Source organism: Deltaproteobacteria bacterium (assembly GCA_009930495.1).
Taxonomy (GTDB): Bacteria; Desulfobacterota; Desulfovibrionia; order Desulfovibrionales; family Desulfomicrobiaceae; genus Desulfomicrobium.
In genome coordinates this window covers 1-9879 of sequence record RZYB01000103.1, presented here as the reverse complement: position 1 = coordinate 9879, position 9879 = coordinate 1, and the positions used below count along the sequence as shown (strand labels likewise).

At 62.7% G+C, this 9879-nt stretch carries 8 protein-coding genes and 1 pseudogene; all 9 read right to left on the bottom strand.

Going from position 1 to position 9879, the window contains the following annotated elements; all coding sequences use genetic code 11:
• Positions 1-85: 85 nt before the first annotated feature.
• Positions 86-1087 (bottom strand): ABC transporter permease, encoded by a 1002-nt coding sequence (locus tag EOL86_09315; GenBank protein ID NCD25774.1) that lies wholly within the window; start codon positions 1085-1087, stop codon positions 86-88.
• On the bottom strand, positions 1087-2136 hold the full coding sequence (locus tag EOL86_09310) for an ABC transporter permease (protein NCD25773.1): 1050 nt from the start codon (positions 2134-2136) through the stop codon (positions 1087-1089). Before EOL86_09310 ends, EOL86_09315 begins: the two co-directional genes overlap by 1 nt.
• The gene (locus EOL86_09305) at positions 2126-3592 is read right to left on the bottom strand and encodes a sugar ABC transporter ATP-binding protein (GenBank protein ID NCD25772.1); all 1467 of its coding nucleotides are present in this window, start codon (positions 3590-3592) and stop codon (positions 2126-2128) included. The genes EOL86_09310 and EOL86_09305 overlap by 11 nt, the downstream gene beginning before the upstream one ends.
• A 99-nt stretch (positions 3593-3691) precedes the next feature.
• The gene (locus EOL86_09300; protein ID NCD25771.1) at positions 3692-4864 is read right to left on the bottom strand and encodes a BMP family ABC transporter substrate-binding protein; all 1173 of its coding nucleotides are present in this window, start codon (positions 4862-4864) and stop codon (positions 3692-3694) included.
• 263 nt (positions 4865-5127) lie between these two features.
• A complete protein-coding gene (locus EOL86_09295) occupies positions 5128-6729 on the bottom strand; it encodes a methyl-accepting chemotaxis protein (protein NCD25770.1) in 1602 nt (533 codons plus the stop codon).
• 74 nt (positions 6730-6803) lie between these two features.
• Entirely contained in the window at positions 6804-7919 is a 1116-nt protein-coding gene (locus EOL86_09290; protein ID NCD25769.1) for a hypothetical protein, read from the bottom strand.
• A gap of 131 nt (positions 7920-8050) precedes the next feature.
• Positions 8051-8305 (bottom strand): annotated as a pseudogene (locus EOL86_09285) (hypothetical protein).
• A gap of 97 nt (positions 8306-8402) precedes the next feature.
• Positions 8403-9419, bottom strand: a complete 1017-nt coding sequence (locus EOL86_09280; GenBank protein NCD25768.1) for a Fic family protein — start codon at positions 9417-9419, stop codon at positions 8403-8405.
• A gap of 18 nt (positions 9420-9437) precedes the next feature.
• Positions 9438-9879, bottom strand: a 442-nt coding sequence (locus tag EOL86_09275; protein ID NCD25767.1) for a DUF3387 domain-containing protein, incomplete at its 5' end; no start/stop codon positions are given.

The following is a 9879-nucleotide window of genomic DNA, read 5'->3' as shown; positions in this document are numbered from 1 at the left end:
TCAAGAAACTTGAAACAGTGTGACGATTTCAAGACAGACGGCCATCACCAAATCCCTTTCGTCCAGCGCCGTCGGCGCTCGATGTCTACAGTCCCTTTTTCGGGTCGAAATCCTGGCCCAGGGCGGCTGGCGCGGTGATGGGCCAGCTGCCCGAGAAACGCTTCAGGAACGGGTAACGGCGCAACAGATCCTGCACCAAGCTCATCCTGCCCAGATTCACGGCCAAAAGCGTCACGATCATCATCGGGAACGGCGCGACCTGGAAGACCTGGGCCGGAATGGACGGGAAAATATCCTGCAGATAGATGCCCGAAACCTGCAGGGCGGCGAAGAAATACGCGCCAATGGCCGCGCGCACCGGATGCCAGCCGCCAAAGATGACGATGGCCAGGGCGATCCAGCCCGCGCCCTCGCACCCCTGGGGGCGGCCCCAGCCCGGCTTCACGGCCAGGGAATAGGCCGCTCCGGCCAGACCCACCAGGGCGCCGCCGGCAAGGCAGGCCCACAACCGCGACAGGCGCACCCGGATGCCGCGCCCAAAGGCCGCGCGCGGGGACTCGCCCACGGCCCGCAGGCGCATGCCGGCGTTGGTCCGGTACATCCACCACCAGCACCCCGCGATGACCGCCAGACTGATGGACACCATTGGCGACTGCCGCCCGAACAGGGCGTCCAGCACCGGCAGATCGGACAGACCCGGAAGATCGGACAGACCCGGAAGACCCCAATAACCAAGATTTGGACCGGGTTGCCGGGAAAAGGGATGGCCCAGAAAATAGGCCAGATCCCGGGCCAGAAGCGTCAGGATGAAGCCCACGGCCAGTTGCGATTGGCCGAGGTAAATGTTGGTCAGGCCCAAAATCAGGGCCACGACCGCGCCCACGGCCATGCCGCCGACCGCGCCAAGCCACGGGCTGCCCGTGGTCACGGCCACGGCGAACGAGGTCATGGCCGCCAACAAAATGGTTCCGTCCAGGGACAGATTGATGACTCCGGCCTTCTCGGTGATGGTCTCGCCCAGCGTGGCCAACACCAGTGGCGCTCCGGCCAGAAGGATTCCGGCCAGCACAAGCATGAATTCCTGCATTACACCCCCTCCCGTCGGCGAAGCGTCCATGCCCGCAGCCCCTGGGTGACAAAAACCGAGAGCACCATCAGCCCCTGGATGACCCCGCTCAAGGATGAATCCAAATTGAGCTGCAAGGGGAGCTGGATGGAGCCCACGTTCAAGATGGCGAAAAAAAGGCAGATAAACGGCACGGCGGTCACGCGGTACGCGGCCATCATTCCGACCATGAGGGCGGTGTAGCCGTAGCCCGAGGAAATGCTCGGCAGCAGGCGATGGTAGACGCCCAAAACCTGCACGGCTCCGGCCAGCCCGCCCAGGGCGCCGCACAGGGCAAAGGCCTGAAGCATGCGGACGCGCGGCGACAGATCAAAAAGACGCGCGGCCTTGGGGTTCTGGCCCACGGCCTTGAGTTTCAGGCCCCATCTGGTACGGCGCAGCAGAACGCCGACACCGACCAGGGCCACGATCGCCAGGACAAGCGCTGTCCCGCTGGCGGCGAGGCCGGCGATACGGTCCAGCCACAGGGAGACATGCAGGGTCTCGGTGCCGCTCATGGAGGCCACGCCGGGGCGTTTCCAGGGGCCGAAGATAAGCCAGATGGTCAGGCCCATGGCCACGAAATTGAGTCCCAGACCGGAAAAAATTTCGTGCACCCGGCCCCAGGTCTTGAGCGCTCCGGACAGCAGCGCCCAGAGCGCGCCGCCGACCATGCCGGCCGCCAGGGCCAGGGCGATGTGGGCGGGCCCGCCCTGATCCACGGGCATCAGCGCTCCGGTGGCGAAGATGGCCCCGAGCACGACCTGGCCCTCGATGCCGATATTCCAGAGCCGGGCCGTGAACGGAATGAGCAGGCCGGCCGAGCACAGCAAAAGTGGCACGAACACGGTCAGAACCTGGCCGAACTTGGACCAGGAACCCAGGCCGCCCATGATCAGCACGGACAGGGTGGACAGGGGCGGCGCGCCCGTGGGCAATGCCACGAGAACGGTCAGGATCAGGGCCAGGGCCGGGGCGGCCAGAATCCAGACGGCTTCCGTGAGCCAACGACGAGGCGTTTTAGGCGGCATGGTCGGCCTCCGGAATTTTTCCGGCCATGAGCGCCCCAATGCGCTCCACCGTGGCCAGCTCGCGCGGCACGTCGGCCACCAGGGCGCGGTCGAAGAAGACCAGCACGCGGTGGCCGTGCTCGATGACTTCGTCCAGATCCGGGGAAAAGAAAAAAAGCGTCGCGCCCTGGGCGCAGCGGCGGCGCAGATCCTCCCAGACCTGTCGCGACGATCCGGCGTCCAGGCCACGCGTCGGGTGCTCCATGAGCAGAAGCGGCGCGTCGTCCGGGATGAGGGACAGGAGCAGGCGTTGCTGGTTGCCGCCGGACAGGGCCTTGGCCGGGGTATCCGGATGGGCGCGCAGATTGAAGCGCTCCACGCACTGCCGCTGGTGAAAACGTTCCAGGCTCGCGGCCTGGTCCGGGAAAGCCAGGAGGATATGCTCGCGGATGGACAGATCCGGAAACAGGGCCAGGTCCATGCGGTCGGCCGGCACGAAATGCACGCCGCGACCGCGCAGGGTCGTGAAATCGGTGCGAAAAAATTCGCGTCCGTCGAGAGCAAGTCGTCCCTTGATCAGACGGTCCAGGCCACAAACGCCGCGCAGAAACAATTCCTGGCCGCTGCCATCCAACCCGGCCAGCCCGATGATCTCTCCGGGCGCGGCGGTGATGTCCAGCGGCCCGAGATGGTACTTGGGCCCGGCAAACACAGCCTGTTCCAGACCCAGACGCGTTCCCGGCGCCGGAGCGGGCAGTTCCGAGGGGCCATCGTCGACGGCGGCGTCCCCGAACATGATCCGGACCAATTCATGGGCTTCGCAGGGCGTGTCCAGCCGCGCCTCCAGCCGGCCCTGGCGCATGACAAAGATGGCGTCGGCCATTTCCAGCGCCTCGGACAGCTTGTGCGTGACCAGGACGATGGTGTGCTTCTCCCGCCGGGCCAGACGGGTCAGCAGGCCGAACAGGTTGCGCTTCTGTTCCGGCGTGATGCCGGTGGTCGGCTCGTCCAGAATCAGGGTGGTCGCCCCCAGATCCAGCAGGCGCAGCAATTCCAGCAGCTGACGCTCGCCCACGGTCATGGCCGCCACGGGCTCGTTGGGCAGGAAGCACACGCCCAAATGGTTGGACAGCTCGCCAAGCTTGTCGATCACCTCGGTCCGGCTGCGCGGCGTGCCGCTCAGGCGGAAATTTTCCCACACGGGCAGAGCCGGGAAATCCAGGGGGTCCTGGTAAAGCATGCCAATGCCCAAAGCCTGGGCCAGGGCCGGGGTGAGACGGGAGTGGGACGTTCCCCGGGCGGTGATGGTTCCGGCGTCGGGCACGGTGTGGCCTGCCAAAATGCGCATCAGGGTGCTTTTTCCGGCCCCATTTTCGCCGACAAGGGCATAGACCCGGCCCGGTTCCAGGACCAGACTGACGGCGTCATTGGCATGCACCCTGCCGTAATGTTTATGGATATTGTCAAGGACAAGCATACAGGGGGATCCACTGATCCAGACTGTGTCCGGAGGGTGAGGTGTGGGTGAAACCCGGAATCCCGATCGTCGGGATTCCGGGACGTGACCGCGTGGGGATTATTTGGCGCTGGACTGGCCGTCCATGCCTTCCAGAAGCTGCTCAAGGGACCAGATCTGCTCGTCCGTGGCCTTTTCGCCGTCCTTCAGGAAGGACGTGCCGTCCTGATAATTCAGGGGGCCGGTGAAAAGATTGACCTTGCCCGCGCCCATGTCGGCGACAAAGGCGTCGAGCTTGGCCCTGACCTCGGGGGTCATGCCCTCGCCGGTGATAAAGCCCACGATGGACTGGTCATGATCATTGATATCAGCCCAGTACGGGGCATCCCACTCAAAGGCCTGCTTCCAGGTTCCGCCCTGGACAGCCTTGGCCTGGCGCAGGAAGGCCGGGCCCCAGTTGAAATACGGCACGCCGATACAGGCCAGGCCCTGGCCCTCGCAGGCCTTGGCGTAATCGTAGGGAATGGCCCACGCGTCCCGGCCCTGGTCGCGCTTCTGGCGGGCCACGGTCACGGCTTCGGGGGTGTCGATGCCGGAGATGACCACGTCATATCCGCCGTCGAAGAAGGAACCCGCGACCTGGGTCGGGTCCGTGGTCACGCCGGGGATGTTGAACCAAAACCCGATCCAGCTGACCTTGAATTTGAGCTCCTCGGCCTTTTTGCCCAGAACCTTGGTCCAGGCGTATTTGGCGCCGAGATAGGCCGAGGCGGCCAGGCGGCGGGTTTCCTCGTTGATCAGCGGTCCGAGGTAGGCGATCTTGCCGGTCTTGGAGGTCAGGGCCGCCGTGAAACCGGCCATCATCTTGCCATATTCCATGCGGCCAAAAACATTGCCCAGGTTGGCCGACGCCTTGCCGGTCAGGACGTCGTCACCGGAGGCATGGATGAAAACCTTGTCCGGATGCAGGCTGGCCGCCTCGCGGATGCCGTCCTTCATGTCATCGGAACCGGCGATGATCATATCGGCGCCCTTCTCGACCAGATCGTCCACCACCTGGGGGATGGTCAGGCCGGGGCGGTCGGCCGGGTTGACCTTGTCCAGGTAAATGAGCTTGGTGCCGGGAAGCTTTTCTTCCACGTACTTGCCGCCTTCGTACTGGGCCTGACTGTAGCCTTTGTCGTTATAGGGGCCGACCAGGATAAGGCCGATGGCCAGGTCCTTGGCCAGGACCGAGGCCGGGCAGAGCGCGAACGCCGTCAGGGCCAGGATCAAAAAACGTTTGATGGGCATGACTTCCTCCATGGAATAATGGCGCGGCCGCGCCGGGCTTGGGCCGGGATGGCCTCCCGCGAACATCGCGAAAGCCGGGACGAATAAAAAACCGGTCCTGGAATGTAAACCCGGTCTTTGCCACCCCGGGCCGGGATGTCAACAGCGGTCCCGACGTCGCCCGCGGGGCGTGTGGCCCGGTTTCGTGAACCGTGATCAAATCAGGCATCCGAAATGTTCCTTGCGCCAGCGGCACGACTAGGGCCGGAAACGAAAAACACCCGTCAAGCCTGCCCACTCCCGTTCACGGCCGCGATGATCCCGCGCAGCCGCGCGGAAAGACGGACCAGCTCCCCGACATCCCGGGACACGCTGGCCATGGCCGAGGAGGCGCGGCTGGAAATGTCCTTCACTTCGTCCACGGATTGATTGATGTGCTCGCTGGTCGAGGACTGCTCCTCGGCGGCGGTGGCAATGGCCTGGACCTGATCCGAAGTCTCGTTGACAATGCGGACAATGGACGACAGGGCCTCACCCGAGGCCGCCGACAACGATCGGGAACGATGCACGGCCTGAACAGCCGAATCCACGCTCGTGGCGTTCAGCCGCGCTCCATCCTGAATGGCCGTGATGGCGCCGTCCACTTCCCTGGTCGCCTGCATGGTTTTTTCGGCCAGCTTGCGCACCTCGTCCGCGACCACGGCAAACCCGCGTCCGGCGTCACCCGCGCGAGCGGCTTCGATGGCGGCATTGAGCGCCAACAAATTGGTTTGGTCCGCGATATCGCTGATCACGTTCAGAATCTGTCCGATACCGGCCGCGCGTTGGCCAAGTTCACCCATGCTCTCGCGCAGACTCTCCGACTGCCTAGCAACCTCGGCGATGGCATTCATGGCTTGATCGACCACGTGGGAGCCGTCCTGGGCCATGTCCCGAGCCTGCGCGGCCTGGGATGCGGCGGCGGAGGCGTTGCGGGCCACCTCGAACACGGCCGCGTTCATCTGCTCCATGGCCGTGGCCGTGTCCAGGGCACGTTCGGTCTGAAGATCCGCCTCGCGACTGGTCTGACCAACTTGTTGGGAAATCTCCCGAGCCAACCGGGCCACGTCCAGGGACACGGCCTCGGACTCGCGCACCGCGGCCGCGATACGTTCGTTCTGGGACAAAATTTCCGCTTCCCGCGCCCGCAATTCCGTCAAATCCTGATAAATGCACAGCGCCCCCATCAAGGCCCCGTTCAGATCAAACAGGGGCGAGGCATGGATATGGATATTGCGCTTGCCGCCCTTCCGCCCCACCAACTCCACCTCGCGGGCGGTTATGGTGTTGTGCTCCAGGCTGTCCCGCAGCACCGTGCGTCGGGATGAATCGCCGTAGAAAAAATGGGCGACGTTCTGGCCATAATAGTCCTCGGGCCTGCCATCATGCTGCAAGATAGCGATCAGGGACGCATTGGTGTAAATCAGAACTTCCTGGGTATCGACCACGACAAGTGGCGAATCGATCCCCTTGAGCACGCCACGGGCGAAACTCAGCTCCTGCCGCAAATGCCCAAAAAGCGCCTCCACGGAGCGCCGGATACAGGCCAGGTCGTTGTCCCCCGCGCCAGCAAAGGACACGCCGAAATCTCCACCCAAAACCCGCTCGACGCCCTGCTGGATTTCACGCCTCGTGCCCGAGATGGCGCGTCCGGCGGCAACGGCCAACGGCCCGGCGACACAGCATAACCCCAGCAGACACCCCAGCGCGGTCCAACCCACCGTGCCCACGGACACGGTCCCTTGGGACGAAAAAAACCACAACAGCCCAAAACCCGTCGCCAACACGACCACGGCCACGCCAAAAAGCGCCACCAAGAGCGCTTTTGGTGACATTACCTTGCCCATCGGGTCACACCTCGAAGTTACTGTTCATCAAAAAGTAGCCAGTTCTCCCACGGCGGTGTCCACCTGGCCGATTCCTACCTCGGTCGCAGCCGAGACTCCTTGAAATCCTTGACCAGGCCCAGTCCGTCGTCGTGGTTGGGGTCGTAGTCCCTGGCGTTGGAAACCACAACCTCGCCAGCGGAGTTCTGCCAGTGATGCTTCCAGCCGTCGGGCCGGATTTCTGTCTCGCCGGTGTGGGGATTGATGTAGTCGTCCTGACCGGTCACAAGCAGATAGCCACCATGGCGAATCTCCGCATTGGTGTTCTGACGGTGCTCCACGATCTGGCGGCCCACGCCCTGGATGTACCGTTGGGTGGCCTGGGCGTTTTGGGTGCGCTGCCGCGTGGCGCGGGCGGCCGCTTCCAACCAATGGGGGTCGAAACGCACGGAGTCATAAATCATGGCCCCGACCTTTTCCCAGGCCGCGAATTCGTCGAAGGGCGCCCTGGCACAAACCGTCTGACGGTTCTGCCACATCCCGGCTCCGGACGGCCCCAGGTTCTCGATGACGCAGGACAGGCACTCCTTGTAGGTCATGCCACCCTGTTCATAACCGACCGTGACGCGCGCGGCGTCATATTGGATGCCAGGAAGCGCCGCCTGACGTTGATAGGCTCCAGCCACGTCCTGAAGGGCCTCGACCCGCACGACCCGCACATTGGCGGCATCCGGCCGCAGTTGCGGCAGCACGAGACGAAGCAAAAAATCGGCCGCCGAGGGACAGGGCATGACGAGCATGCCGTTGTAGTACGACCCCTGCGGAAAAAAACCCATTTGACCGGCCGGACTCAGTCGGGTGTCGCAATACCAGTAATCAGGGAGCCAATGCAGCATGACCGTTCCGGCTTCGTCTTTTTTGACCAAAAAATTGCCCTTGGGCGCCACGGAATTGGTGAAGCCATTGGTCGTGGTCGGATCGACATGGTAGATACCGCCCTTGGTCTGCCAGCCCTTGGGAATCAGCAGGCTGAACGCGCCCTCGTTGGGTTCGCGGGCGCGGACAAAGACAATGGGGTCGGGCACGGGAAAGGTTTCGGCGGCATGGACGACCGCAGAGCAAAAGGCATTCCGGCCAGAAGAAACCGGAACATGGATGAAACAAACGGACAAGATACATCCCAACAGGCCGATGAGCACACGTTTGTTCATGGCACCCTCCTCTTGGCATGGAAATGTTGCAGCGTTTGCACGGTACCGGATCGGGCAGGCCCTGTCTCTTGCAAACTCGTCAATCTGCCTGGAGGCTCCGGATCAAACGGCGGTACAGGGCAAGATCTTCCCACAACCGTCCAGCCCCGACCGCAGACCGGATCGTTCTCTTCCTGCCCGGACCAGGAAAAATCAAAACGTGGCGCATTACCGCATTGCTCCACCCGGCCATCGATGTCCCCGGAGACCAGGCCGAACTGAAACCGTCCGGTGCCATCCGAGCCGATGCGGATGTATCCCGGCACCTCCATGTCGACGTAATCCTGATCCCAGACCTCCATCTCGACGATGCGCCATTTTCCGGTAAACGGTTTCATCTGCTTCATAGGATGCCTTTCAAGAAACTCTCTTTTATCGCCCCGGGGAATGCCATGGCCCGATTGTCACAAGCCATGTCGCGAGTTTGTCGCAAGTATGCCTCTGCTACTCGTCGGCATGGTGTTGCAGCCAACGATGGCCTTTACCGGTCAACCGGTAGCGCTGAGTCGGGCTGCGAGGGGAATCGGGTTGTGTGCGTTCGATCCATTCGTCTTCCATGGCTGGGTTGAGGTAGTTGTTCCGGAACGTGGGTCGGTGTGACAAACCCAAAGCCTGCATCAAATCATTGCTACCCAGCTCGCCGCTCCCAATTGCACGGATCAATGCCGCTACTTGGTCGGTTACTTGGTCGCCTACTTGATCGGTCGACACCGCCTCGCGTACGGCATCGCGTAACGCACCCAGCATGAATTCGACAAATGGCGTGGCATCCGCTTGGCTGTCGGCCACCGCGAGCACCCGGTAATAATCCTCCTGGCGATCACGGATCACGGTCTCCACCGGCAAGTAGGCCAGCAGCGGCTTCCAGTTCCGAAGAATCAGGGTTTGCCACAACCGACCCATGCGGCCGTTGCCGTCAGCAAAGGGGTGGATGAATTCAAACTCGTAGTGAAAAATGCAACTGGCCACCAAGGGATGTTCGTTGGTGTTTTCCAGCCAATCAAGCAGATCCGCCATCAGCTTGGGCACGCGTTCTGCGGGGGGAGCCATGTGCACCAGCTGTTCTCCCCGGAAGATGCCGACCCCGCCGGATCGATATCGGCCCGTTTCATCCACCAGCCCGCGCATTAACAACTCGTGCGCCGCCAACAGATCCTTCTCGACACTGGCGTCCCAGTCCGCCATGGCCTCGTAGGTCGCAAAGGCGTTACGCACCTCCTGAATCTCGCGGGGGTGGCCCAAAACCCGTTTGCCCTCAATCACGGCGGTCACCTGTTCAAGGGTGAGCGTATTGTTCTCGATGGCCAACGAGGCCTGGATGGTACGGATGCGGTTCTCCCGGCGCAGGCGCGGAGTCAGGTTCTGTTCGGCCAGCACGGTGTAGCGGCCGATGGTTTCGCCGATCTCGGCAACAAGATTCACAATCGCCGGGGTGATGGTGTAGGGTGGCTGGTATTTCATGTTGTCCTTCGTTACTCTCTACGACGCCATGCTGGCGTAGTAGGGTGACGGCACCGTTGGGTACGCCCGGAACACATGCACGAAAACCGCCTCTGTCTTGTCCCGCACGTCCTCCTCTGAATAGGTTTTCGGCAACCCGGTTTGCTCGCTCCAGAGATAATCCTGAATCGTCAGTCGAACCGCGTCGCGGGTGGATTCCTTGTCGCGCCAGTGATTGATTCGCAGTTTTTCCGCCTTGAGGGTTACGAGCAGGTCAACGGCCACGGCCTTGATGCGTTTGATGTCTCCAGGCGTCAGGTCCAGCTTTCTCAGCAAGTCGAACACGGCGAGACTTTCCTCGTCGAGTCCTTCCCGAACGGCACGGCTCTCCTCATCGTCCATCTCATCCATGATCTGCAGAAGCGCTTCAAAGGTCTTCTCGATGGTCACCCGATCCTTCTCGCGGTTGTACTCGGCGACG